This window comes from Leifsonia stereocauli, from assembly GCF_038432415.1.
Taxonomy (GTDB): domain Bacteria; phylum Actinomycetota; class Actinomycetes; order Actinomycetales; family Microbacteriaceae; genus Orlajensenia; species Orlajensenia stereocauli.
On record NZ_JBCAUN010000002.1, the window covers coordinates 481,852 to 505,658 of the forward strand.

The window sequence follows — 23,807 nt, forward strand, 5'->3', positions numbered from 1 at the left end:
TGGCATGAATATATGCGTTCCCATGAAATGTTGAGGATTCGTCCAGAACCCTGCCATAACCGTGTGATGAGGTTACGGGTCTTCTGCTCGGCTACTCGAAACTGATTCATGCTCCACCGCTCCACCAGTACCTCCACCCAGCCCACCCTCTTCTCCACCCTTCGCCTCATCGCCTCCCGCCGGCACCGCCGCGGCCAGCATGCCTCGCACTCGCCGTTCACGGCGGGCACAGCGCTGGTCGGCTGCGCCCTCGCGCTGAGCGTCACGGCCGGTGCCCTGACGATCGGTGCGACAGCGGGTGCTTCGGCGACGGATGCACCAGCCCAGGCTGCGGCATCCGCCAGCCCCGCGACTGGCGCCAAGCGCGACGCGACGATCACGCCCCTCAAGACGCCGACTCCCGTCGACGACGGGAAGCCCGTCATCGACACGCTGCCCGTCGTCACCTCGGGCCCCGTGACCGGCGGCACGACTGTGACCCTGTCGGGTGCGAACCTCAGCGTCGTCGCCTCTGTTTCCATCGGCGGCCAGCCCGCCCCGGTGCTCTCGGCGACGGATGAGACCGTCACGGTGGCGGCACCGGCGGCGGCGCGATACTCGGAGGGCACTGTTCCGATCACGGTGCTCGACACCACGGGGACCGCCGTGCCGCTCGACGTCACTCCGGCGACCACCCTCGCCGACCTCAACGTGAAGGGGTCTGCCGCGCCGGCCCTCACGTTCAGCTACACGCCCGACGAGCACATCACAGCTCAGACGAACTACATGCTCACCTACTGGTCGAGCTACAACTGGCAGAACTACATGTCGATCGACGGTGCGGACTGCGCCAACTTCGCCAGCCAGGGGCTCATCGCCCGCGGCTGGACGATGGATGCCGACTGGTGGTACGCCGCCGACGGCCAGACCAGTCCGTCCTGGATCAGTTCCACCGCGCTCTACACCTACCTGGGCGCACACCCGGAGCGCGCGACCTACCTCGGCGGCGACCGCACGAACGTGAAGGTCGGCGACATCGCCCAGTTCGACTGGGACGACTCGGGTGACCTCGACCACACCACCACCGTGACCCGCGTGGACCACACGGCTGATGGAGTGAAGGTCTACGTGGCCGGCCACACCAAGGACTCCGACTACTGGGACGTCGACGAGGCGATCGCCACCGGCGGGGGCACAGTGCAGTTCTGGGGCATCAAGAACCAGGTGTGAGCGTTCGTACAGCTCGCAGAGGCCCGACGAGTTCGCGCTCGAAGCGCTTCGAGCGCGGACGCCGTCCGGCTCTCAGCGAGCGATCGTCAGCTGATCGCACCGTCCACGATGTCGCGGGCCTCGGCCTGCACCTGGCGCAGGTGGTCCTCGCCGAGGAACGACTCGGCGTAGATCTTGTAGACGTCCTCGGTACCACTGGGCCGCGCCGCGAACCAGGCGTTCTCGCTCACGACCTTGAGCCCGCCGACCGCTGCGTCATTGCCGGGTGCCTTCGACAGCTTCGCCGTGATCGGCTCGCCGGCGAGCTCCGTCGCCGTGATGGCATCGCCGTCGAGCTTCCCGAGCGCCGCCTTCTGCACCGGGGTGGCCTCGGCATCGATGCGCTCGTAGGCGGGGTCGCCGAACTTCTCCACCAGCTTCGCGTAGAGCTGCGATGGGCTGCGGCCGGTCACGGCTCGGATCTCGGAGGCCAGCAGGGCGAGCAGGATGCCGTCCTTGTCGGTCGTCCACGCCGTGCCGTCGAAGCGCAGGAAGCTGGCGCCGGCGCTCTCCTCGCCGCCGAAGCCGACGGAGCCGTCGATGAGGCCGGGCACGAACCACTTGAAGCCGACCGGCACCTCCCAGAGTCGGCGGCCGAGGTGCTTGGCGACCCTGTCGATCATGCTCGACGACACCAGCGTCTTCCCGATGGCGGCATCGGATCGCCACCCACCGCGATGACCGTAGAGGTACTCGATCGCCACGGCGAGGTAGTGGTTCGGGTTCATGAGACCGCCGTCCGGGGTGACGATGCCGTGCCTGTCGGCGTCGGCGTCGTTGCCCGTGAGGATGTCGTACTCGCTCTGGTGCTTCACCACGCTGGCCATGGCTGACGGGCTCGACGGATCCATGCGGATCTTGCCGTCCCAGTCGAGCGTCATGAATTCCCAGGTCGGGTCGACGGTCTCGTTCACGACGGTGAGGTCGATGCCGTAGTAGTCGCGGATGGCACCCCAGTAGTTGACGGATGCCCCGCCCAGGGGGTCGGCGCCGATGTGGATGCCGCTGCGCTTGATGGCGTCGAAGTCGATGATGTTGGCGAGGTCCGCCACGTACATGCCGCGGTAGTCATATGTCTGGACGGCGCTGGGCTCGGCCATCTTCACGTCGCGCAGGCCATCGGCGATGATCTCGTTGGCGCGCGTGGCGATCCAGCTCGTGGCGTCCGAGTCCGCCGGTCCGCCGTGCGGTGGGTTGTACTTGAACCCGCCGTCGGTCGGCGGGTTGTGGCTCGGAGTCACGACGATGCCGTCGGCGGTCTCGCCGGCCGAGCGGTGGGCCGCATCATTGTTCCACGTGATGATTGCGAGCGACACAGCCGGAGTCGGCACCCAGTCGTCGTACTCGTCGACCATGGCCTCGACGCCGTTGCCGACGAGCACGCTGAGCGCCGTCGTCATGGCAGGAGCGCTGAGGGCGTGCGTGTCCGCGCCGATGAAGAGAGGGCCCGTGATGCCCTGAGCGGTGCGGTACTCGACGATGGCCTGGGTGGTCGCGGCGATGTGCCAGTCGTTGAACGACGTCGTGGGGGAGCTGCCGCGGTGGCCGGAGGTGCCGAACACGACCCGCTGCTCGGGTATCGAGGGGTCGGGCTTCAATTCGTAGTAGGCGTGGATGAGAGCCTCGACATCGATGAGGTCGGACTTCTTGGCCGGCGTTCCTGCGCGATCCGTCATAGTGCCCAGTCTGGCATCGTGGGCGGCGCATTTCGAGGGCGTAGCGCCACACCTCGTGGCTAGGCTATGCCCATGCCAGACGAGCCCTCCGCCGACGCCGCCCACGAGACCTACAGTTACCTCGGCCCGGCCGGCACCTTCACCGAGGCCGCCCTGGCCCAGGTCGAGGCCGCGGCGGGCAGGACCTGGCGCCCCGTCAACAATGTGGGGGAGGCCTTCGCCGACGTCATCAGTGGCCGCAGCATCGCGGCGATGATCGCCATCGAGAACTCGATCGAGGGCGGCGTCTCGGCCACCCAGGATGCGCTGGCCAACGTCCCGGGCCTCCGCATCATCGGCGAGTACCTCGTCCCGGTGAACTTCGTGCTGGTAGGCCGCCGCGGAACCACCATCGACGGCGTCAAGGTGATCAACGCGCATCCGGTGGCGTACGCCCAGACCCGCGGCTGGCTCGAGACCGCGCTGCCCACCCACGGGCACATCCCAGCGACGAGCAACGTGGCCGCGGCATCCGAACTGTTCCTCAGCTCGCAGGCCGATGCGGCCGTCGCTCCTCCGGGAATCGTCAACCACTACGACGTCGACGTGCTCGCCGAGGACATCGGCGACAACCCCAACGCGGTGACCCGTTTCGTGCTCGTCGGGCGGGAGCTGTCGATTCCCGCGCCGACCGGTGCCGACAAGACCAGCCTCATCGTCGAGCTTCCCGACGACCACGCCGGTGCTCTCCTCGAGATGCTCGAGCAGTTCTCCACCCGCGGCGTCAACCTCAGCCTCCTCGAGTCCCGTCCCATCGGCGACGCCCTCGGACGCTACCGCTTCGTCATCGACGCCGACGGCCACATCCTCGACGAGCGGGTGGCGGATGCGCTGCTCGGCCTCCGCCGTTTCAGCCCGCAGGTCATCTTCCTGGGCTCGTATCCCCGCGCCGACAAACAGCAGATCGAGTTCACGTCACGCTACGACGACGAGGTGTTCATCGAGGCGCGCGATTGGCTGCGCGGGCTGGTGAGCGGGGAACCGCAGTCGGCCGAGGCCTCATCCGCGACGGATGCCGTAACGGGAATGTGAACCATGGCGGCTGACGATGGCGTGCACGGCGACGAGGGTGATGCCGTAAGGGGCGAGGGGCTCGACCCGCGGTTCGATCCCCGATTCCAGCGCGGCTACAGTGCGCCGTCACCCGTCGGAGCCGCCGCCGCCGCCGAGCCGCGGCCTGATGACAAGCGTCCAGCCGGCATCGACCCGCGTTTCGACCCTCGCTTCCAGCGCGGGTACGACCCCGAGAGGCACCAGCAGGTGCGCCGACCGATCGCGGCCGACGAGGTCGACGATCGCCCGGCCTTCGCATCGACGGTCAAGGCGGGAATCCCGCGCCCGCTCGATACCCCCGCCTCCCGCCCCGCAGCGCGCACCCCGGTGCAGCCCGCTGCGACGAGTGCGGGGGTGGGTGCGACGTCGACGGCGCGAGGGTCCGCCGGCCCTGCAGCCGCGCCGGTACCCGAGCCCGACGCCGACGCCGACGCCGACGCCGACGACCGGATGCCGGCCGCGGCCGGAGCCGGGTCCGTGGCATCCGTCGGTCGCAATCCCTTCCTCCTGGCCCTCTGGATCTCCTGCGTCGCACTCGTGGTGGTCGGCGTGGTGGTCATCGTCCAGACCGCGACCACCACGTCGGGCGGCGGGTTCGGCGTCTCGGCGTTCGGTGACGCCTTCGTCGTCGCCGCGTGGGTGATCGCGCCTCCCGCGGTCACGGTCGGACTGATCGGACTCGTCGCGCTCACCCTGTCGCGGGCTCTCGGCTGGCTGGCCGACCATCCCGACCGCGGTGATCCGGGCACGGATGCCACCCTCTACGACGCGGACGACCTGCCGTGAACCCGTGGCTGAGTGCCCTCTGGGCCGGTCTCGTCGTCGGCGTGGTCGGCTGCGCCGTCGGCGCGGCAGGGCTCTCGGCCATGCTGCCCGGGCAGCGCACGCAGGAGGACTACGCGGGCGTGGACTGGGTGGCGATCAGCATCGTCCAGACGCTCGTGCTGCCGGGGTCCGTCGTGCTGCTCTTCGCGAGCGGGCTGGCACTGCTGGCCTATGCGGCGGCACGCTTCTCTGCTCGCTGAGGGCCGAGCGGAGCGACCGGCGCTACACCAGGGGCGGCACCTTCACGATGAGCGCGTCATCCTCGACCCACGCGGTCATCGATCTGATGACCGCGATCTCGTCGCCGTCGAGTTCGAAGAAACGCGGCTCCTCGAGCTGCATCGCGATGCGCGGGCCGCGCATCGTGGTCATCGTGGCGGGGGCGGCGGCATCCGTCAGCTTGATGATGCGCCGACCGAAGGCGAAGGGGCGCATGACGCGGTTCTCCCAGGCGACCCGGCGCCACACGTCGAGCCAGCCGAACAGGGTGCGGGGCTGCATCATCGCGATGTCGAGGATGCCGTCGTCGATCCGCGCCTCCGGGAACAGCAGGATGTTGCCGGGCAGCGTGCCGCAGTTTCCGATGAGCACGGTGCTGATGTGGGCATGATGGCGGTGTTCCTCGTCGCCCATCGAGTACCGCAGGCGGAAGCGCTTGGCCTTCGGCAGCGCCCGCATGCCCGAGTCGACGTAGGCGAGCCAGCCCACCTTCTTCTTGAGTGCCGGGTTGGCGGTGGCGATCATGTCGGCATCGAGGCCGAGGCCGGCCATCACGACGAAGGCATGGTCCGCGGATGCACCATCCGCCGTGACGACCGACGCTATGCCCACGTCCATCGGTCGTTCGGTGCCCTCGAAGGCGAGGCGCACCGAGTATTCGAGGTCGCCCAGGGGCAGGTCGAGGTTGCGGGCGAGGAGGTTGCCGGTGCCCGATGGCACGAGGGTGAGCGGGATGCCGGTTCCTCGCATGGCGGCTGCGACGGCGCGCACCGTTCCATCGCCGCCGGCGGCGAGAACAACAGTCACCCCGGCCTCGACGGCCCGGGCCGCGACGCCACCGCCCGGGTCCTCGACCGTCGTCTCCAGCCAGAGCGGATCCGCCCAGCCGTGCCAGTCCGAGTGCCGCGCGACGACCGCTCGAAGTGCCGCCGGATCGACCTTGGTCGGGTTCACGATCACGGCCGCCCGAGGGGTCCGGGGCGCGGGCGATGACATGCGTCCCACCGTATTGCATGGTGTCGAGGATGCGTCGGGCGCGCGGCCCGGTGCCCTCCTCGACGCTTCCCGCCCTGACCGAGCGCGAAGGAGCGCGATTGTAGACTGACGACCGTGATCGATCCCGTACTCCTCCGCGACCACCCTGCCGTCATCAAGGCCTCGCAGGAGGCCCGCGGCGATTCCCCGGCCCTCGTCGACGCCGCCCTCGAAGCCGACGGCATCCGTCGGGCGGCCATCTCCGAGTTCGAGCGGCTGCGAGCCGAGCAGAACGCCTTCGGCAAGCGCGTCGCCCAGGCAGCCCCCGACGAGAAGAAGGCGCTGGTCGCCGAGGTGCAGCAGCTCGCCGCCCGGGTCAAGGAGGCGAACCAGACGGCGACGGATGCCGCTGCCCGCTTCGACGAGATCGTCAGGGGCATCGGCAACGTCATCATCGACGGCGTCCCGGCCGGTGGGGAGGACGACTTCGTCACGCTGCGCGAGGTCGGCGAGATCCCCACGTTCGACTTCCCGGCGCGCGACCACCTCGAGATCGGCGAGATCCTCGATGCCATCGACATGGGTCGCGGCGCCAAGGTGAGCGGAGCCCGCTTCTACTACCTCAAGGGCATCGGCGCCCGCCTCGAGATCGCCCTCATGAACATGGCGCTCGATCGCGCGATGGCCGCCGGCTTCGTCCCGCTCATCACTCCCACGCTGGTCAAGCCCGAGATCATGCAGGGCACCGGCTTCCTCGGCGCCCACTCCGATGAGGTCTACCACCTCCCCAAGGAGGACCTCTACCTCACCGGCACCAGCGAGGTGGCGCTCGCCGGATACCACTCCGACGAGATCATCGACGTGGAGAAGGGGCCGCTGCGCTATGCCGGCTGGAGCACCTGCTACCGCAGCGAGGCCGGCAGTCACGGCAAGGACACCCGCGGCATCATCCGCGTGCACCAGTTCAACAAGCTCGAGATGTTCTGCTACATCAGGCCTGACGCGGCCGAGGCGGAGCACGCCCGTCTGCTCTCGCTGCAGGAGGAGATGCTGCAGTCGCTCGGCCTCAGCTACCGCGTGATCGACACCGCTGCCGGGGACCTGGGCTCGAGCGCCGCCCGCAAGTTCGACGTCGAGGCCTGGGTGCCCACGCAGAACGCCTACCGCGAGCTCACGTCCACGAGCAACTGCACCACGTTCCAGGCGCGTCGCCTCGACACCCGGTACCGCACCGAGAGTGGCAAGACGGCACCCGTCGCCACGCTCAACGGCACCCTCGCGACCACGCGCTGGATCGTCGCCATCCTCGAGACACACCAGTTGGCGGATGGCTCGGTACGGGTACCGGAGGCGCTGCGGCCCTATCTCGGCGGCCTCGAGATCCTCGAGCCGACCGCACGCCGATGAGCACCGCGAGCGACGACGACATCACCCCCGTGGCAGCATCCGAACGATGGCTCATCGCCCTCGATGTCGACGGCACGGTGCTGCACGAGGACGAGACCCTGAGCGCCGCGGTGCGCGACGAGATCGTGCGGGTGCAGCAGCTCGGGCACGAGGTCACACTCGCAACGGGGCGCAGCTGGTCGGCGTCCAAGACCGTGCTCGACGACCTCGGGCTGGCACCGGAGTTCGTGGTGTGCTCCAACGGCGCTCTCGTCATGGAGCGCGATGAGACCGAGGCCGACGGCTACCGACGCGCCCACGTGGAGACCTTCGATCCCGGCCCCGTGCTCGAGCGCATCCGCACGCACCTGCCGACGGGACGGTTCATGGTCGAGGACCCCGTCGGGTTCCGGCTCTACACGGACGGAATGTCCGAGTGGAACCTCGAGAATGCGCGGCTGGCGACCTTCGAGCAGCTCTCCGAGCACCCGGCCACCCGCGTCGTCGTGGTGTCGCCCGACCACGACCTCGAGGAGTTCCTCTCCATCGTCGAGGGCATGGGCCTGCACCAGGTGACCTACGCCATCGGCTGGACGGCCTGGCTCGACATCGCCCCCGACGGCGTGAACAAGGCCACGGGCCTCGAGCGCGTGCGCGAGCGCCTCGGCATCCCGCGTTCGCGGGTGTTCGCAGCAGGGGACGGCCGCAACGACATCGACATGTTCCGTTGGGCGGGCGTCGAGGGACGCGCCGTGGCCATGGGACAGGCACCGGACGAGGTGAAGGACGTGGCCACCGAGATCACGGCTTCTGTCCACGAAGACGGCCTCGCACGGGCTCTCGAGACCTTCGAGGGGATGTAGCACTGGACCCCATCGCGCGGCACGGCCGTCAGAAGACCGGAAAGCCCATCTCGGCGTTCGCTCGAGCGGTGGGGATCGGCGCGGCCGTCGTCGTAGTCAGCGCGCTCGCCGTGGCCGGCATCGCCGTGGCCACCCTGACCGCCAGCATCAAGCCGACGGTCGACCTCGGCGGGGCCGCGCAGACGGAATTGCCGATACCGGAGATCGGTGCCATCCCCGGCGGGGTGAACCTGCTCCTCGTCGGCAGCGACAGTGGCCAGGGCGATCCGGTGTACGGCGAGCGTGGGGAGCACCTCGGCGACGTGACGATCCTGCTCCACATCGCCAACGACCACTCGAACGCGACGGTCGTCAGCTTCCCGCGCGACCTCTACGTGCCGATCCCCGAATGCGACGCGTCGCCGGGCGAGAGCGCCGAGGGGACCGACGGTGGAACCGACAGGCTGAACACCGCCCTCTCCTATGGCGGCCTGGCGTGCACGGTGAAGACCGTGAGCGCACTCACCGGTCTCGAGATCCCCTACGCGGCCGTCATCGAGTTCAACGGCGTCGTGGCCATGTCGAATGCCGTGGGCGGAGTGGCGGTCTGCGTGGCGGAGAGGATCGAGGACGAGTACACGGGCACCTTCCTCGACCCGGGGGAGCACGTACTCGAGGGCATGGCCGCGCTCCAGTTCCTGCGCACGCGTCACGGCATCGCCACCGGAAGCGACACCGCCCGCATCTCGAATCAGCAGGTGTTCCTCGCGGCGCTGGCGCGCACGATCAAGAGCGATGACACCCTCACGAACCCGGTGCGGCTGTACGGGCTGGCGAAGGCCGCGGCGGAGAACATGACCCTGTCGACGTCGCTCAACAATGTGACCACGATGATCTCCATCGCGAAGGCCCTCAAGGACATCCCGCTCGATCGTGTGAGCTTCGTGCAGTACCCGACCTACTCCGAGGACGGGGGCCTGCTCCCGCGGGACGACGACGCGACGGTGCTGATGCAGGCCGTCGCCGCAGACCAGCCTGTCATCGCGGAGTCGACGGGAGCCGGAAGCCAGTCGACCGGCGCCCCGGCGCAGACCGAGACGCCGGCGGCGACGGACGCCCCGACGCCGACGGATGCCACCACCGAGACGACGGCTCCCTCGGCCGACCCGTCCGTCCCCGTGGCACTGCCGCCGTCGATCTCGGGCCAGACGGCGGCCGAGCAGACCTGCAGCGCCGGACGAACTCTCGACGACCAGTAGTGCTGCGAAGAGCCTCTGATCGGGCATTCCGGGCGTCCGCCCAGCACCTTTGCAGAAAGTGCTGCCATTCTGGAGATACTGCCATCGGCTAGAATCGGGCTCTGTTCGTTTCCAGTTGACCAACATTCGCCGATGCGAATACGCCGGAACGAGCCGGGAGGGCTGTCCGAGCGGCCGATGGAGCCAGTCTTGAAAACTGGTGGGCAGAAATGTCTCGTGGGTTCGAATCCCACGCCCTCCGCACAACGACGGGGCATTCGACTACAGAGAGGAACTGTGTGAGCGACGACATCCGCCATCACTCACGCCGGTCTCGGCACACCCCCACGATCGCACGCCATGGACGTCTTCGTCGGAGCACCACGATCGGCGTGCTCGCCAAGGTCCTCGCCGGATTCCTGGCCGTCCTCTTCATCAGCGGCGTCTCCGTCGCCGGCATCGCGACCCTCAGCCTCGCCTCGGCCGCCCAGCCCACCGTGCACCTCGCCGGTGATGTTCCGGCCGCCGACATCCCGCAGATCGGCGCCATCGATGGCGGAGTCAACCTCCTCCTCGTCGGCAGCGACAGCCGAAAGGGCCAGGATCCCGCCTTCGGGGCCGAGGACGAGACCGGTGACCTCAACGACGTCACCATGCTGCTGCACATCTCGCAGGACCACTCGAACGTCACCGTCGTGAGCTTCCCGCGTGACATGTTCGTCTCCATTCCCTCCTGCCCCGACCCCGCCGGCGGCAGCTTCGACTCGATGTCGCGTCAGAAGATCAACACGACCCTCACCTACGGAGGGCTCGCCTGCACTGTTCTCACCGTGGAGCAGCTGACCGGCCTCGAGATCCCGTTTGCTGCCGAGGTGCAGTTCAGCGGCGTCATCGCCATGTCGAACGCCGTCGGCGGTGTTCCCGTCTGCGTGGCGGAGAAGATCGAGGACGAGTACACCGGCACGTTCCTCGACCCCGGTATGCACACGCTGTCCGGCGTCGACGCGCTCCAGTTCCTGCGTACCCGCCACGGCGTCGGTGACGGATCAGACCTCACCCGCATCTCCAACCAGCAGGTGTTCCTCTCGTCGCTCGTACGCACGATCAAGAGCGCCGACACGCTGGCGAACCCGGTCAAGTTGTACTCGTTGGCCAAGGCCGCGCTCGGCAACATGAAGCTCTCCGACACGCTCGCGAACCTCGATCGCATGGTGTCGATCGCCATCGCCCTCAAGGACATCGATCTCGACAAGATCGTGTTCGTGCAGTACCCGACCGGCTCCACCGAGGGTGGAGTGCAGCCGATGGTGGATGCCGCCGATGCCCTCGACAGCGCGCTCCTGGCCGACCAGCCGATCTCGCTCTCGGGTGACACGGGGGGCTCGGTCGAGGAAGGCGATGCAGCGGCCACGGATCCCGCGGTCCCGGCGGACCCCGCCGCGACACCAGATCCCGCCGCGACCTCGGACCCCGGCGCGACCTCGGCGCCGACAACCGTGCTTCCTTCTGACGTCAAGGGTCAGACCGCCGGCCAGGCCACCTGTTCGAACGGTCGCACGCTCGACGACCAGTAGTAGTCGACCCGAAGGCGGCACAGACCGATGACATCCCCGTCTCCCCACCCCGTGACCTCCGACACGCCATCGACCGGAACCGCAGACCCCGGACGCCTGCAGCGCTGGCTGCCGATCGTCGTTCCGATCCTCGGCGTCGTGCTGCTGGTCGCCGGATGGGGACGCGACCTCAATGGCATCGTCGTCGCCCTGATCGCCGTCGTGCTGGCGGCCGTGGTGCTCGCCGCCGTCCACCACGCGGAGGTGCTCGCTCACGCAGTGGGGGAGCCGTTCGGGTCGCTCATCCTCGCGGTGTCGGTGACCATCATCGAGGTGTCGTTGATCATCACGCTGGTCACCGCGGGCGGTGAGGGCTCCGAGACCCTGGCCAGGGACACGGTGTTCGCGGCCATCATGATCACCCTCAACGGCATCGTGGGCATCTCGCTCCTCCTGGGTGCGTTCAAGCACGGTCCGGTGAAGTTCAACGCCGAGGGCACCGGCGGCGCCCTGGCGACGGTCGTCGCCCTGGCGACGCTCTGCCTGGTGCTTCCCACTTTCACCTCGGCGCAGGGTCCGGTCTTCAGTCCGCCGCAGTTGATCTTCGTCGCCATCGCCTCCGTCGTGCTGTACGGCATGTTCGTCGCGGCCCAGACCGTCGGCTACCGCGAGATGTTCGTGCCCGTCGCGACCGAGGGCGAGAAGCGCCGGGCGGCGGATGCGCACGAGGGCGGGAGCACGCCGTCGCGGCGCGAGGCACTCTTCAGCCTCGCCCTGCTGCTCGTGTCGCTCGTCGCGGTCGTGGGTCTCGCGAAGCTCGAGTCGCCCTCCATCGAGGCAGGGGTCGCCGCCGTCGGCTTCCCGCCCTCTTTCGTCGGCGTCGTCATCGCGCTCCTCGTGCTGCTGCCCGAGGGCATCGCCGCCGTGCGGTCCGCGCGCCAGAACAAGATGCAGACGAGCTTCAACCTGGCGCTCGGTTCGGCGATGGCGAGCATCGGACTCACGATCCCGGCCATGGCCGTCGCCTCGTTCTTCATCGCCGGCCCCCTGGCCCTCGGCCTCGGCTCCACGCAGATCGTGCTGCTCGTTCTCACGCTGCTGGTGAGCATCCTCACCCTCGTGCCGGGACGCGCGACCCGACTTCAGGGTGGGGTGCACCTCGTGATCTTCGCCGCCTTCATCTTCCTGTCGATCTCCCCCTAGCCGATCGTTCGTGCGGGGCCCGGGCTCTCGATTCTGGCGTGGGCCGATGTGCGGTTATGATTGCTGAGGTGTGTTCGCTTGCGAGCACTCAGGAGACGTCGCATAGTTCGGCCTAGTGCACCACCCTGCTAAGGTGGAGTACCCGAAAGGGTACCGAGGGTTCAAATCCCTCCGTCTCCGCATAATCCCCGATTAGAATTTACTTCTGAGGCGGGGATTTCCTGTTCGTCCAGGCTTTCGGGCGGCTGCGATGGCCCGAGGCCGTCTCGGATGGGATGACGCCACAGCGCGGTCCGGGCAGCCGTCGACCGTGCGCGGGCGTCCTCTCGGAGCCGGATGCGATGATCAGCACTATGAGCGCACGTTTCGAGGAACTCGACTGGCAGCAGACCGCGATGGGCGACCTCAGTCTGCGTCGTCGTGTCGAGCCGTCTCTGGGGGTCGAGGTCTTCGAGGTGAAGCTCGGCGACGAGTACCTGATGTCGAGCCTGTTCACGGTCGCGGAGGAGGAGCTGGCTGCCCTCGGGCTGGCGGCATCCGTCGGCGAGGAAGCAGCCTCGCTCGACGTGCTCGTGGGCGGTCTGGGGTTGGGCTACACGGCCATCGCGGCCCTGCGCGACCCCCGGGTGCGCGCGCTGACGGTGATCGACACCATGCCGGCCGTCATCGCCTGGCACGAAGCCGGTCTCCTGCCTGTCTCGATCTCGCTGACGACGGATGCCCGCACCAGCCTCGTGCTCGACGATTTCTTCGCGCTGATGCGCCGTCCGCCCGGCGATGGCGCCCGCTGGGACGCCATCCTGCTCGACGTGGATCACTCGCCGCGACACCAGCTCGACCCCAGCCACGCCGACCTCTACACGATGCCCGGACTGCGGGCGCTTTCGCGGCACCTCGTCGACGGCGGGGTCTTCGCGCTGTGGTCGGACGATCCGCCCGACGAGGACTTCCTGGCGACGATGGCGCTGGTCTTCGTCGACCCGGTGGCGCACATCGTCGACTTCGCCAACCCGATCACGGGCGGTACGTCGTCGAACACCGTCTACGTGGCGCGCTCCCGGGTCGCATAGCGCGTTCCAGTCACACGCGGCGAGCTGGCACTGGTGCCGGCATCCGCATCTCGTACAGACTGGCGGCATGTGCGGAAGATTCGCCAACGACGCGAAAGTCGATGAGCTCATCCAGGAATTCGTGGCGCAGGGCAATGACTACAGAGACTGGCGCCCGACCTACTCGATCGCCCCGACCGACGTCGTGCCCATCGTGCGGGAGCGCCAGCATCACGACACCGGTGAGATCACGCGCAGCATCGAGCCGGCCGTGTGGGACTTCCATCCCTCGTTCATCAAGGACTCGAAGCGACCGAACTTCAACGCGCGCATCGAGACCGTGGCCACGAACGGCATGTGGAAGGGCGCCTTCACCGGCTCGCGCTGCATCGTGCCGATGCGCGGCTACTACGAGTGGGATGGCGAACCCGGACACAAGCGGGCGCACTTCATCCAGGGTCAGGGGAGCATCCTCGCGGCGGCCGGCCTCGCGACGGCCCGCAAGGTCGACGACCAGTGGGTGGTGTCGACGGCCATCATCACGCGGGCGGCTCGGGATGCATCCGGCGAGATCCACGATCGGATGCCGGTGTTCCTCGAGCGCGACGTCTGGGACGAGTACCTCGCACCCGTGAAGCTCGACGACGGGGGCAAGGAGCACCTGCTCGCCCTGCTCGACGCCGAGTCCGAGAAGGTGGCCGCCACCATAACCACGTTCGAGGTCGACCCCAAGGTGAACAACACCCACAAGGTCGACCCTGCCGATCCGACCCTGATCGAGCCCTTGGGCTGAGCTGCCGCCGAGCTGCACCGAGAGACCGGCGAGCGACGGCTGTGCGGCCGCCGGCCGGCCGGATTGCAGCATCCGTCGCCGACGCGCATCGCGAATAATACTTTTCAGTCGCTGCACAGTCCACGTTCAGATGCGAGGCGCTCATCGCCGTAGGCTTGTCGAGTCCGCCGAGAAACGAAGAGAAGACATCGTGAAGGTCATCAGCTACAACCTCCGGAAGCACCGCGCTATCGGCGAGTTGACGGAGATCGTGCAGCGTCACTCTCCCGACGTGCTGTGCCTGCAGGAGTGCGACGATCGGGCCCTCCCCGAGTTCATCGGCGACCTGCACCTGTCGGATGCGACGGCCCGCAACAGGCTGGGCCTGGCCGTCTACCACCGCAACGGGCAGTTCACCGTGCAGGCGACGAGGGCGTTCGAGCTGAAGCGCTCGCTCTACGACAGGGTCGCCAAGCCGGCCCACGAACGCCTCATCGCCGTGCGGCTCCGCGATGAGGAGCACGGCCGCGAACTGGTCGTCGCCTCATTCCACGCCGCGCCGCTCACCGCGCTCAACTCGCTGCGCCGCAAGCAGATCCACGCGGCCCTCGCCGAGATGCAACTCATGGGTCCCGGGCTCCCGGTGCTCATGGTCGGCGACTACAACTACCCGGTGTTCAAGTCCGGCCTCAGCGACAAGATCACGGCGTCCGGCTACGACCTGACCCTCAGCGACAGCCGCACCTACACGCGCTACAAGGTGTTCCGCGGACACTTCGACCTGGCGACCTCCGTCGGGCTCACGATCGAGAGCGTCGTCACGCTACCCCGTGGGTCGTCGGACCACCTGCCCATCCTGGTGACGTCGAGCTATGCGGAGGCCGCCGCATCAGCGAGCGCCGAAGCCGAAGCCAGCTGACACCCGCCTACACCCGCTCCACCGCCGACGCCCACACCCAGGCCCGCCGCACGGCGCCGTCCTTCATGGTGAACTCGACGCGCACGGCTTTGCTGGTCCAGGCGATGGCCGTGCAACGCACACGGATGGGCGACTCGGGAAAGCGCACCCACGCCGAGACGGCGATGGGGCGGTCGGCCTCCTTCACGGGCTCGTCGCCCAGCTCGGCCTTGCCGAGTGAGATGGGTTGAGCGCGTGTAGCCGTCTCGTGCACGGCCTGGTCGGTGATGTCACTGCCGTAGCGCCGGTTCTGTCCCATGCCTCGAACATAGTTTCGAAACTCGGATGCCGCAACTCGTGTGGCCACGCGCCCGACGCCAGGGCGCGGCGAGCGACCGGGTGTGCACGCTCACAGCACCGTTGCAGCGGCAGCACAGAACTCGTTCAGGGCGACTGCCTATCGTGATCACGCGTGCCGATCCCCCCATCGGCATGACCGCTCTGCCACTGACCGCGCCTCGCGCGGCAGTGGCAGAGTCGTGCGCGGCTCTCCGCGCCGGCCGGAGGCCCGATCCTTCCGAGCCAGATCCAGCCTGCGTGCTGCACCGACCCGACGTGCAGCACTGCGCCCATGCCTGCTCCGAATGCAGCGCATCGCCCGCAGCAGGGAAGCATGAGCATTGGACCCCCGTGCACCGCCACATCCACACGATCACCCCCCGTACCCGTCGCAACCGAGTCATCGCCACGACGGCCATCGCCCTCGTCGCAGCCGGAAGCCTTCTCTCGGCCCCCTTCATCGCCAGCGCGAGCACCGATCAGGCCGCCGCCCAGCGCGAGACCGCCGCCCTCTCCCAGCAGGGCGCTCTCGACAACGATCACCTCTCCTTCTACAAGGACATCGCCGCATACAAGGCGCAGAGTGAAGCTCGTGCCACCATCACGAGCGCGAACGTCGTCATCGCCTCGGCCGCTTCGAAGGTCGACGCGACCGAGCTCGAGACGACGGTCTCCCAGCTCGCCGACTACAAGCTGTTGAGCGTCGGTCGCACCGTCGCACTGACGGATGCCGCCCAGGCTGCCGCCGCGCAGACCGCAGCTGCCGTCTCCGCGGCCGACGCCGCCGCGGCAGCCGCCGCCGAGGCCGCCCGCGTCGCGAACACCCCCGACGGCGCACGTGCCACGGCACGCCAGCTCGCCGCCAGCCAGTACGGCTGGGGCGACGACCAGTTCCAGTGCCTCGACAGCCTATGGACCAAGGAGTCCGGCTGGGACGTGAACGCCAGCAACAGCAGCTCGGGGGCGACGGGCATCCCGCAGTCCCTGCCGGGCTCGAAGATGGCGACGGCCGGTGCCGACTGGGCCACGAGCGCCGCGACCCAGATCACCTGGGGCCTCGGCTACATCGCTGCCGGCTACGGATCGCCGTGCTCGGCCTGGAGCCACAGCCAGTCGGTGAACTGGTACTGAGCTGCTCCTGCGGGCGAGCCGGTAAGCCGGCGGCCGCGTCGGGTGTCGGTGGGTGAAGCGTAGGCTTGTTGCTTTGCAACATCCGTTCCATCCGCAACACAAGGGGAGCAATTCCATGAAGACAACCCGCCCGGCCATCGTCGCCGCCCTCGCCGTCTCCGCGGCCCTGCTGTTCACGGGCTGCGCCAGCGGCTCGTCGAGCGATTCCACCGCTTCGGCCCAGAACTGCGACACCCTTCAGTCCGAGGTGCGTGACATCAACAACGGTGCGCAGAACACCCTCGCCGGCGATCTCTCGGCCGGTCAGGCCGACGCCAAGACCTACTTCGACGGCCTCGGCGAGCGCGTCGACACCCTGTCCGACGACTGGGACGACAACAAGGAGGTCGAGAAGGCCCTCGAGGGCCTCAGCGACGCGCTCGACGCCGGTGAGGACTACATCGAGACCGTGCCGACCGACCCCGAGCAGCTCGACGCCGACGCGCAGGCCAAGGCGATGACCGACATCTCCGACGCTGCCGCTGCTGTCAACAGCGCCTGCAGCGCCAAGTAGCGGGCCGCATCAGCCACGCGCCCTCGACCTCCCGCCATCGCGGGAGGTCGAGGGCGCGTCTGTTTGCGTGATTCAGTCGTACACTTGCGGGCATGTCGAGACGGTTGGCGGATGTCGCACGCAAGGTCGGAGTCAGTGAAGCCACGGTCAGCCGCGTGCTCAACAACAAGCCGGGTGTCTCCGAGGCCACCCGTCGCACCGTGCTCACCGCCCTCGATGTGCTCGGCTACGAGCGCCCCACGAAGCTCCGCGGAGAGCGGGCCCGGCTGGTCGGCCTCGTCATGCCCGAGCTGCAGAACCCGATCTTCCCAGCCTTCGCCGAAGTGATCTCGGGCGGCCTCGCCCAGAACGGCTACACCCCGGTGCTCTGCACCCAGACGGCCGGGGGCATCTCGGAGTCCGACTACGTGGAGCTGCTTCTGCATCAACAGGTCTCCGGCGTCATCTTCGTCGGCGGCGCCTACGCCCAGGCCGACACCTCCCACGATCACTACGAGCGCCTGCGGGAACTCAACCTCCCCACGGTGCTCGTCAACGCGCCGGTGCCCGACCTCGACTTCGCCACCGTCTCGTGCGACGACCGCGTCTCGATGGAGCAGGCCTTCAGCCATCTCATGCAGCTCGGACACACCGAGATCGGCATCCTGCTCGGTCCGACAGACCACATGCCGTCGCGGCGCAAGCTGGAGGCGGCCGAGCGGATCGCGGCGGCGACGGGTCTCGAGCTGCCCGCGCGCCGGATCGTGCACTCGCTCTATTCGCTCGAGGCCGGACAGGCTGCGGCGACGCGGCTGCTCAAGGAGGGCGTGACGGCCATGGTGTGTGCGAGCGATCCGATGGCGCTCGGCGCCGTGCGGGCCGTGCGTCGCGCCGGGCTCCGCGTGCCCGAGGACATCTCGGTGATCGGCTACGACGACTCGGCGCTGATGAACTGCACCGAGCCGCCGCTCACCACGGTCAGGCAGCCGATCGAGTCGATGGGTCGCATGATCGTGGAGCTGCTGATGCGGCAGATGACCAGCGGATCTCCTGTCACCGACGAGCTGCTGTTCGCGCCCGAGCTCGTGGTGCGGGCCTCGACTGGGCCGGTTTCCGTCGCGGCGGTGCGCTGACCTCTGCGAGCGGCACTCGCGCTCCACTTGCACGACAACTGCATGAAACTTTACGCAGAATTGAGCAAGCTGCTTGCAGGTTGTTGAATTGTTGCGTCAATCTGTTACAAACACTACGTTCAACCTCACGCCGATGGAGTCGCTCGTAGAACAGCCCTCCGCGGTGCGCACGACACCCGTGCCAGACGCGATGAGGAGCCACCCGAGTGACCATGTCAGTGCTCGATGCCGGGACACCGGAGCAGGCCTCGGCCGATGCCCTGTGGTGGCGCAGTGCCGTCATCTACCAGGTCTACGTGCGCAGCTTCGCCGACAGCGACGGTGACGGAACCGGCGACCTCCGTGGCGTGCGCCAGCACCTCCAGTACCTCAAGGACCTCGGCGTCGACGCCATCTGGTTCAACCCGTGGTACCCGTCGCCGCTCGCCGACGGCGGCTACGACGTCAGCGACTACCGCGACATCCACCCCGCGTTCGGCACCCTGGACGAGGCCGAACTCCTCATCAGCGAGGCGCTGGCCCTCGGCATCCGTACGATCATCGACATCGTCCCGAACCACGTGAGCGATCAGCATCCGTGGTTCCAGCAGGCTCTCGCGGCCGGCCCCGGATCACCGGAGCGCGAGCGCTTCTGGTTCCACCCCGGACTCGGCGAGAACGGCGACGAGATGCCCAACCACTGGGTCTCGAACTTCGCCGGCGACACCTGGACCCGCACGACCAACCCCGACGGAACGCCGGGTGAGTGGTACCTGCACCTCTTCACCCCCGAGCAGCCCGACCTCAACTGGAACCACCCCGATGTCGTCGCCGAGCACGAGGACATCCTGCGCTTCTGGTTCGACCGAGGCGTCGCCGGCGTGCGCATCGACTCGGCGGGCCTGCTCATCAAGGACCCGACCCTGGCCGAGGTGCCCGAGAACCCCGGTCCGGGGGAGCACCCCACCGAGGACCGCGACGAGGTGCACGACGTCTACCGCGCGTGGCGCCGCATCGCCGACTCCTACGACGGCACCCGGGTGCTCGTGGGAGAGGTCTGGGTTCCGGATGCGAAGCGCTTCGCCGACTACCTGCGGCCCGACGAGATGCACACCGCCTTCAACTTCGACTTCATGTCGCGCCCGTGGGGAGCCGACGAGTTCCGGGCGTCGATCGATCTCATGCTCGCTGCCCACGCCCCTGTCGGTGCCCCGAGCACCTGGGTGCTGTCGAACCACGACGTGACCCGCCCGGTGACGCGCTACGGCCGCGAGGACTCGTCGTTCGCCTTCGTCAAGAAGCGCTTCGGCACCCCGACCGACCTCGGTCTCGGCACCCGTCGTGCCCGCGCGGCGGCGCTGCTCACTGCCGCCCTGCCCGGGTCGCTCTACATCTACCAGGGCGACGAGCTCGGCCTCCCCGAGGTGGAGCTGCCGACGACCCTGCTGCAGGATCCGATGCACTACCGGTCGGGCGGCGTCGATCCCGGGCGAGACGGATGCCGCGTGCCCCTGCCCTGGCGCGGCACCGGCGCGCCCTTCGGCTTCAGCCCTGCGCAGGCGTCGAGCGAGCCCTGGCTGCCGCAGCCCGACGACTGGTCGACGCTCACCGTCGAGGCGCAGGAGGCCGACCCGGCCTCCATGCTCAGGCTCTACCGCGAGGCCCTCCGCATCCGTCGACGGGAGGAGGAACTCGGTGACGGGACCCTCGCCTGGCGGGTCGGCGGGCAGCCCGACGTGCTCGCCTTCACCCGCGGCGAGCACTTCCTCTGCGTCACCAACCTCTCGGCCGCCGCGGTTGACCTTCCCGAGCACGACAGCATCCTGCTCGCCAGCGCCCCGCTCGACGGCGGGCTGCTGCCCACTGACTCCACGGCCTGGCTGCGCATCACGCCCAGCTGACCGCAGAGGCGGCTCGGAGCATCGGGCCGCACGAAGCACCACCACCCAGCACCGACAACCCACCACCACACACCAGCAACACAGCATCGAAAGGACCACGACAATGAAGTCAGCAGCCAAGGTCGCGATCGCGTCATTCGCCGCGCTCGCCCTGGCCGGCACACTCGCCGGCTGCGGTACCGGATCGGGCGGTGACAGCGGAAAGCTCGAGCTCCGCGTCGCCACCTTCCCGCCCGGAGCCGATCAGGCCGCCTACGACGCCTTCGCCGTTCAGGAGAAGCAGTTCGAGAAGCTCAACCCCGACATCGACGTCATCGGCGTCGAGTACGAGTGGAAGGCTCCCACCTTCGCGGCCCAGCTCGCCGGCGGCAGCCTTCCCGACGTCTTCACGGTGCCGTTCACCGACACCAAGACCCTGCTCGAGAACGGCCAGCTCATGGACGTGACGAAGGAGGTCGAGGACCTCGGGTACGCCGACAAGTTCAACCCGATCATCATCGGGGAGGTGCAGGACGACAAGGGCAGCATCTTCGGCTTCCCGCGCCAGGCCTATGCCATGGGCCTGCACTACAACCGCGACCTGTTCACGGCGGCCGGCCTCGACCCCGACCAGCCTCCGACCACGTGGGAGGAAGTGCGCGCAGACGCCAAGGCCATCGCCGAGAAGACGGGCAAGGCCGGCTACGCCACGATGACCATGGGCAACACCGGTGGCTGGCAACTCACGGCGCAGTCGATCTCGCGCGGCGCCGAGATGCAGAAGGACAACGGTGACGGCACCTACACCTCCACGTTGAACAACGATGGCACGAAGGCCACGCTCGAGTACTTCCACGACCTGCGCTGGGACGACAACTCGATGGGCGACAACTTCCTGCTCGACTGGGGAAGCATCAACCAGGAGTTCGCTGCAGGCAACCTCGGCATGTACACCAGCGGCTCCGACGTCTACACGGCCCTCGTTCGCGACTTCTCCATGAAGCCCGAGCAGTACGGCCTCACCGTCATCCCGACCGAGGGCGCTGACGCCGGCGTGCTCGGCGGCGGAGACATCGCCGTCATGAGCCCCAAGATCGACGACGCCCACAAGGCGGCTGGCGTGAAGTGGATCGACTGGTACTACATGCAGAAGCTGCTGAACAAGGATGCGGCCCAGGCCGACGCCCAGGCCCTCGCCGACAGCGACCAGGCCGTCGGAACCCCGGTCCTCCCGGTGCTCGACAAGGCCACCTACGACCAGCAGCAGGAGTGGATCAAGCCCTACGTCAACGTTCCGACCGACCAGATGGCCGGGTTCTTCGACGGCATCTTCGACCAGAAGCCCGTCGGCGAGTTCAAGGGTCAGACCCAGCCCGTCTACGGCCTGCTCGACAACGTCATCCAGGCCGTGCTGACCGACGAGAACGCCGACGTCGACGCCCTCCTCACGAAGGCGGACTCCGACGCCCAGGCCCTGCTCGACGGGCAGTAGGACCCATCGGTGACGGATGCCGGTTCCCAGCGCTCGCGTCGGGAGCCGGCATCCGCACCACCGCTCGTCATCAGTCACAGCACCCGGAGCAGTCACCGGGGTCACCGCAGCCCCATACGAAGGAACCCGCACCATGACAGTCACGGATCATCCGCCCGTGGTCAGAGACGCAGTGCCACCAGCGCCACCGGCATCCGTCGCCACGAGACGACGCCGCAAGCGCAACCCGGCCACGTGGGTGCGCGGGGGTGGGCTGTCGAACCTGATCTTCCTGGCCCCGATGCTCATCGTGTTCACTGTGTTCAGCTGGTCGCCGATCGTGCAGTCGGTCATCATGAGCTTCCAGAAGACGAACCTCGTGCAGCCGGCCACCTGGGTCGGGCTCGACAACTTCGAGCGCGTGCTCAGCGACCCCAACCTAGGCACCGCCATCGTCAACACCCTGTACTTCGCGTTCCTGGCGCTGCTCTTCGGATTCCCGATCCCGCTGTTCCTCGCGGTGCTCATGAGCGAGGTCAAGCGCGGCAAGGGCCTCTACAGCGCCCTCGCCTACATGCCCGTGGTCATCCCGCCCGTGGTCGCCGTGCTGCTCTGGAAGGTCTTCTACGACGCGAGTCCGAACGGCGTGTTCAACACCATGCTCGGCTGGGTCGGCATCCCTCCGCAGCCCTGGCTGCAGAGCGCGGCCACGGCCATGCCGTCGCTCGTGATCGAGGCGACCTGGGCAGCTGCCGGCGGATCGATCATCATCTACCTAGCGGCGCTCATCAGCGTGCCGCCCGAGCTCTACGACGCCGCCGAGGTCGACGGCGCCGGAATCTGGCGCAAGGTCTGGCACGTGACGCTGCCGCAGCTGCGCGGGGTGCTGTTCATCATGCTCATCCTGCAGATCATCGCGACGTCCCAGGTGTTCCTCGAGCCCTACCTCTTCACGGGGGGCGGGCCGAACAACGCGACCCTGACGATCCTGCTGCTCATCTATCGCTACGCCTTCCAGAACTCCCTCGGCGGCGACTACGGCGAGGCCACGGCGCTGAGCCTCATGCTCGCGATCTTCCTCGGCCTCATGAGCTGGGCGTACTTCAAGCTGACCGAACGATGGAGCACCAATTGACCACCAGTGTGAGCTCGGATGCCGCCGGCCGCCGTGCGCTGATCGGGGACACGAAGGGCCGCCGCAAGAAGGCTCGGAAGTCGCTCGACGACGAGGCCGACCGCGGAGTGCTCTCGGAGCACGAGCGACGGCGCGGGGGAGTTCGCGCCTCGATGACCGGGGTGCACATCGTGCTCTTCGTGGGACTCGTCGTCGCGGGGCTCGGGCCGATCCTGTGGTTGGCGAAGGCCGCCGTCACCCCCACGCAGGACACCCTGCAGCATCCGTTCGAACTCTGGCCCAACGGCATCGACTGGGCGAACCTGTCGACGGCGTGGAACGACGTGCACATCGACCAGTACTTCGTGAACACGTTGGTGATCGCCGCCGGTTCCTGGCTGTTCCAGGTGCTCGTCGCCACGACGGCCGGCTACGCGCTCTCGGTGCTGAAGCCGAAGTACGCGCCGATCCTCAACATGGCCGTGCTCGCGACCATGTTCATTCCGGCGGTGGTGCTTCTGGTGCCGCTGTACCTGACCATCCTGCATCCGCCGGTCATCGGAACGTCGCTGCTCAACACCTACTGGGCGGTGTGGCTGCCTGCCGCCGCGAATGCGTTCAACATCCTGCTGGTCAAGCGCTTCTTCGACAACCTCCCGCGTGAGGTGTTCGAAGCGGCGAAGACCGACGGAGCCGGACCGTTCCGCGTGTTCTGGTCGATCGTGCTGCCGATGTCCCGGCCGATCCTCGGCGTCGTCTCGGTGTTCGCGATCATCGCGGCCTGGAAGGACTTCCTCTGGCCGCTGCTCGTGCTCCCCGACCCGGCGGTGCAGCCGCTGTCGGTGCGCCTGCCCGCGGTGCAGTCGCAGACCGAGCTCGACGTGTTCCTCGCGGCGCTCGCCATCTCGACGATCATCCCGGTGGCGCTCTTCCTCGTCTTCCAGCGGCTCTTCCTGCGGAGCGCCGGGCTCGGTGGTGCCGTGAAGGGGTGACGGATGCCGCGCGGCAGTCTCCCGCCCGTCGCCCGCCCGCTCGGCGGGACGCAGGCGCGCCAGCCCGCCCGGTAGCGGCATCCGTCCCTCGAATTGGTGAGACGCCACTCTCTGGGATATAGTCTGTAGGTTGCTTCCGGCCGGTTGGCCGGCGGAGAACATGCGCCCGTAGCTCAACGGATAGAGCATCTGACTACGGATCAGAAGGTTGGGGGTTCGAATCCCTCCGGGCGCACATCAGGCCCCGTCTCACGACGGGG

The 23,807-nt window shown here is 68.1% G+C and carries 22 protein-coding genes and 3 tRNA genes; 22 read left to right on the forward strand and 3 right to left on the reverse strand.

The window, feature by feature from the left end; translation table 11 throughout:
- Positions 1–108 precede the first annotated feature (108 nt).
- Positions 109–1,209, forward strand: coding sequence for an amidase domain-containing protein (locus AADV74_RS11145; protein WP_342114020.1), 1,101 nt, complete (start codon positions 109–111; stop codon positions 1,207–1,209).
- Positions 1,210–1,295: 86 nt separating this feature from the next.
- Here the strand turns inward: AADV74_RS11145 and pgm are convergent, their stop codons facing one another.
- Complete coding sequence (gene pgm, locus AADV74_RS11150) at positions 1,296–2,924, reverse strand: phosphoglucomutase (alpha-D-glucose-1,6-bisphosphate-dependent) (RefSeq protein ID WP_342114022.1); 1,629 nt, start codon at positions 2,922–2,924, stop codon at positions 1,296–1,298.
- Between the two features lie 72 nt (positions 2,925–2,996).
- On the opposite strand from pgm, the gene pheA reads away from it, so the two are divergent.
- From pheA to AADV74_RS11165, 3 genes are read left to right on the forward strand one after another with little or no spacing between them, the layout of a single operon-like run.
- Positions 2,997–3,995: a prephenate dehydratase gene (pheA, locus tag AADV74_RS11155; protein ID WP_342114024.1), complete on the forward strand. Its 999-nt coding sequence runs from the start codon at positions 2,997–2,999 to the stop codon at positions 3,993–3,995.
- A gap of 3 nt (positions 3,996–3,998) precedes the next feature.
- Positions 3,999–4,802, forward strand: coding sequence for a hypothetical protein (locus AADV74_RS11160; protein ID WP_342114026.1), 804 nt, complete (start codon positions 3,999–4,001; stop codon positions 4,800–4,802).
- Positions 4,799–5,041 (forward strand): hypothetical protein, encoded by a 243-nt coding sequence (locus AADV74_RS11165; protein ID WP_342114028.1) that lies wholly within the window; start codon positions 4,799–4,801, stop codon positions 5,039–5,041. The genes AADV74_RS11160 and AADV74_RS11165 overlap by 4 nt, the downstream gene beginning before the upstream one ends.
- A 22-nt stretch (positions 5,042–5,063) precedes the next feature.
- Here AADV74_RS11165 and AADV74_RS11170 read toward each other — a convergent pair whose 3' ends face one another.
- Positions 5,064–6,056: a diacylglycerol/lipid kinase family protein gene (locus AADV74_RS11170; RefSeq protein ID WP_342114030.1), complete on the reverse strand. Its 993-nt coding sequence runs from the start codon at positions 6,054–6,056 to the stop codon at positions 5,064–5,066.
- A gap of 114 nt (positions 6,057–6,170) precedes the next feature.
- Here AADV74_RS11170 and serS point away from each other — a divergent pair, with 114 nt between their 5' ends.
- The 10 genes from serS (at position 6,171) to AADV74_RS11220 (ending at position 14,997) form a co-directional block, all read left to right on the forward strand.
- The gene (serS, locus tag AADV74_RS11175; protein ID WP_342114032.1) at positions 6,171–7,442 is read left to right on the forward strand and encodes a serine--tRNA ligase; all 1,272 of its coding nucleotides are present in this window, start codon (positions 6,171–6,173) and stop codon (positions 7,440–7,442) included.
- Complete coding sequence (locus AADV74_RS11180; RefSeq protein ID WP_342114034.1) at positions 7,439–8,284, forward strand: HAD family hydrolase; 846 nt, start codon at positions 7,439–7,441, stop codon at positions 8,282–8,284. Before serS ends, AADV74_RS11180 begins: the two co-directional genes overlap by 4 nt.
- Positions 8,285–8,352: 68 nt before the next feature.
- Positions 8,353–9,522: an LCP family protein gene (locus tag AADV74_RS11185; protein ID WP_342114036.1), complete on the forward strand. Its 1,170-nt coding sequence runs from the start codon at positions 8,353–8,355 to the stop codon at positions 9,520–9,522.
- A gap of 156 nt (positions 9,523–9,678) precedes the next feature.
- Positions 9,679–9,763: transfer RNA gene (locus tag AADV74_RS11190), tRNA-Ser, on the forward strand.
- 130 nt (positions 9,764–9,893) lie between these two features.
- A complete protein-coding gene (locus AADV74_RS11195) occupies positions 9,894–11,075 on the forward strand; it encodes an LCP family protein (protein ID WP_342114038.1) in 1,182 nt (393 codons plus the stop codon).
- Positions 11,076–11,102: 27 nt separating this feature from the next.
- A complete protein-coding gene (locus AADV74_RS11200; RefSeq protein WP_342114039.1) occupies positions 11,103–12,257 on the forward strand; it encodes a calcium:cation antiporter in 1,155 nt (384 codons plus the stop codon).
- Positions 12,258–12,348: 91 nt separating this feature from the next.
- Positions 12,349–12,437 (forward strand) — tRNA-Ser (locus AADV74_RS11205).
- Between the two features lie 173 nt (positions 12,438–12,610).
- Complete coding sequence (locus tag AADV74_RS11210; RefSeq protein ID WP_342114041.1) at positions 12,611–13,327, forward strand: polyamine aminopropyltransferase; 717 nt, start codon at positions 12,611–12,613, stop codon at positions 13,325–13,327.
- 67 nt (positions 13,328–13,394) lie between these two features.
- On the forward strand, positions 13,395–14,099 hold the full coding sequence (locus AADV74_RS11215) for an SOS response-associated peptidase (RefSeq protein ID WP_342114043.1): 705 nt from the start codon (positions 13,395–13,397) through the stop codon (positions 14,097–14,099).
- A gap of 190 nt (positions 14,100–14,289) precedes the next feature.
- Positions 14,290–14,997 carry an endonuclease/exonuclease/phosphatase family protein gene (locus AADV74_RS11220; RefSeq protein ID WP_342114046.1) on the forward strand — a complete coding sequence of 236 codons (708 nt, stop codon included), beginning with the start codon at positions 14,290–14,292 and terminating at the stop codon, positions 14,995–14,997.
- 7 nt (positions 14,998–15,004) lie between these two features.
- Here the strand turns inward: AADV74_RS11220 and AADV74_RS11225 are convergent, their stop codons facing one another.
- Positions 15,005–15,295, reverse strand: a complete 291-nt coding sequence (locus AADV74_RS11225) for a hypothetical protein (RefSeq protein WP_342114048.1) — start codon at positions 15,293–15,295, stop codon at positions 15,005–15,007.
- Between the two features lie 371 nt (positions 15,296–15,666).
- Between AADV74_RS11225 and AADV74_RS11230 the strand changes: the two genes are divergently transcribed.
- From AADV74_RS11230 to AADV74_RS11265, 8 genes are all read left to right on the forward strand, one after another.
- Positions 15,667–16,446, forward strand: coding sequence for an aggregation-promoting factor C-terminal-like domain-containing protein (locus AADV74_RS11230; RefSeq protein WP_342114050.1), 780 nt, complete (start codon positions 15,667–15,669; stop codon positions 16,444–16,446).
- Positions 16,447–16,561: 115 nt separating this feature from the next.
- A complete protein-coding gene (locus tag AADV74_RS11235) occupies positions 16,562–16,999 on the forward strand; it encodes a hypothetical protein (RefSeq protein WP_342114052.1) in 438 nt (145 codons plus the stop codon).
- Positions 17,000–17,091: 92 nt separating this feature from the next.
- Positions 17,092–18,111, forward strand: coding sequence for a LacI family DNA-binding transcriptional regulator (locus AADV74_RS11240; protein ID WP_342114055.1), 1,020 nt, complete (start codon positions 17,092–17,094; stop codon positions 18,109–18,111).
- A gap of 212 nt (positions 18,112–18,323) precedes the next feature.
- Positions 18,324–19,991, forward strand: coding sequence for a glycoside hydrolase family 13 protein (locus tag AADV74_RS11245; protein WP_342115162.1), 1,668 nt, complete (start codon positions 18,324–18,326; stop codon positions 19,989–19,991).
- Positions 19,992–20,094: 103 nt separating this feature from the next.
- A complete protein-coding gene (locus AADV74_RS11250; RefSeq protein ID WP_342114056.1) occupies positions 20,095–21,462 on the forward strand; it encodes an ABC transporter substrate-binding protein in 1,368 nt (455 codons plus the stop codon).
- Between the two features lie 133 nt (positions 21,463–21,595).
- A complete protein-coding gene (locus AADV74_RS11255) occupies positions 21,596–22,576 on the forward strand; it encodes a carbohydrate ABC transporter permease (RefSeq protein WP_342114058.1) in 981 nt (326 codons plus the stop codon).
- A 38-nt stretch (positions 22,577–22,614) separates the two neighbouring features.
- Positions 22,615–23,547 (forward strand): carbohydrate ABC transporter permease, encoded by a 933-nt coding sequence (locus AADV74_RS11260; protein ID WP_342115164.1) that lies wholly within the window; start codon positions 22,615–22,617, stop codon positions 23,545–23,547.
- A 162-nt stretch (positions 23,548–23,709) separates the two neighbouring features.
- Positions 23,710–23,782 (forward strand) — tRNA-Arg (locus tag AADV74_RS11265).
- The last annotated feature ends 25 nt before the right edge of the window (positions 23,783–23,807 follow it).

Excerpts from the sequence above, each read along its gene's own strand:
- AADV74_RS11245 (WP_342115162.1), top strand. The coding sequence starts at position 18,324 with ATGTCAGTGCTCGATGCCGGGACACCGGAGCAGGCCTCGGCCGATGCC.
- AADV74_RS11210 (WP_342114041.1), top strand. The coding sequence starts at position 12,611 with ATGAGCGCACGTTTCGAGGAACTCGACTGGCAGCAGACCGCGATGGGC.
- AADV74_RS11160 (WP_342114026.1), top strand. The coding sequence starts at position 3,999 with ATGGCGGCTGACGATGGCGTGCACGGCGACGAGGGTGATGCCGTAAGG.
- AADV74_RS11240 (WP_342114055.1), top strand. The coding sequence starts at position 17,092 with ATGTCGAGACGGTTGGCGGATGTCGCACGCAAGGTCGGAGTCAGTGAA.
- AADV74_RS11215 (WP_342114043.1), top strand. The coding sequence starts at position 13,395 with ATGTGCGGAAGATTCGCCAACGACGCGAAAGTCGATGAGCTCATCCAG.
- AADV74_RS11200 (WP_342114039.1), top strand. The coding sequence starts at position 11,103 with ATGACATCCCCGTCTCCCCACCCCGTGACCTCCGACACGCCATCGACC.
- AADV74_RS11145 (WP_342114020.1), top strand. The coding sequence starts at position 109 with ATGCTCCACCGCTCCACCAGTACCTCCACCCAGCCCACCCTCTTCTCC.
- pgm (WP_342114022.1), bottom strand. The coding sequence starts at position 2,924 with ATGACGGATCGCGCAGGAACGCCGGCCAAGAAGTCCGACCTCATCGAT.
- AADV74_RS11250 (WP_342114056.1), top strand. The coding sequence starts at position 20,095 with ATGAAGTCAGCAGCCAAGGTCGCGATCGCGTCATTCGCCGCGCTCGCC.
- AADV74_RS11235 (WP_342114052.1), top strand. The coding sequence starts at position 16,562 with ATGAAGACAACCCGCCCGGCCATCGTCGCCGCCCTCGCCGTCTCCGCG.
- AADV74_RS11170 (WP_342114030.1), bottom strand. The coding sequence starts at position 6,056 with ATGTCATCGCCCGCGCCCCGGACCCCTCGGGCGGCCGTGATCGTGAAC.
- AADV74_RS11180 (WP_342114034.1), top strand. The coding sequence starts at position 7,439 with ATGAGCACCGCGAGCGACGACGACATCACCCCCGTGGCAGCATCCGAA.
- AADV74_RS11255 (WP_342114058.1), top strand. The coding sequence starts at position 21,596 with ATGACAGTCACGGATCATCCGCCCGTGGTCAGAGACGCAGTGCCACCA.
- pheA (WP_342114024.1), top strand. The coding sequence starts at position 2,997 with ATGCCAGACGAGCCCTCCGCCGACGCCGCCCACGAGACCTACAGTTAC.
- AADV74_RS11225 (WP_342114048.1), bottom strand. The coding sequence starts at position 15,295 with ATGGGACAGAACCGGCGCTACGGCAGTGACATCACCGACCAGGCCGTG.